The sequence below is a fragment of the Mesorhizobium sp. M6A.T.Ce.TU.002.03.1.1 genome (genome assembly GCF_003997275.1).
GTDB lineage: Bacteria > Pseudomonadota > Alphaproteobacteria > Rhizobiales > Rhizobiaceae > Mesorhizobium > Mesorhizobium mediterraneum.
On the sequence record NZ_RZTI01000341.1, the window covers coordinates 1 to 319 of the forward strand.

Annotated in this window: 1 protein-coding gene; it reads left to right on the forward strand. The window is 64.9% G+C overall.

Going from position 1 to position 319, the window contains the following annotated elements; genetic code table 11:
* A partial coding sequence (locus EOC93_RS33855; RefSeq protein WP_164759412.1) for an outer membrane beta-barrel protein occupies positions 1–319 on the forward strand: 319 nt, incomplete at both ends.

The window sequence follows — 319 nt, forward strand, 5'->3', positions numbered from 1 at the left end:
CTACACCGCGACGTTGCGCACCGGCTACGAGATCTCCCCTGCCCTGACCCCGTTCACTGAAATCGAGGTCGGCCGCCGGACCTATGATCAACGCATCGACAATGAAGGCTTCGAGCGCTCGTCGACGCGGCTCGGCGCCCGCGCTGGCCTTGCACTCGACATGGGCGAGAAGCTGTCGGGCGAATTCTCGGCCGGCTGGCTCAGGGAAGCGATCGACGACAAAAACCTTGATGCAATCTCCGGTGCCACCGTCAACGCCGACCTCAAATGGTCACCGGAGCGCGGCACCACGATCGGCCTGACCGGGCGGACCACCGTC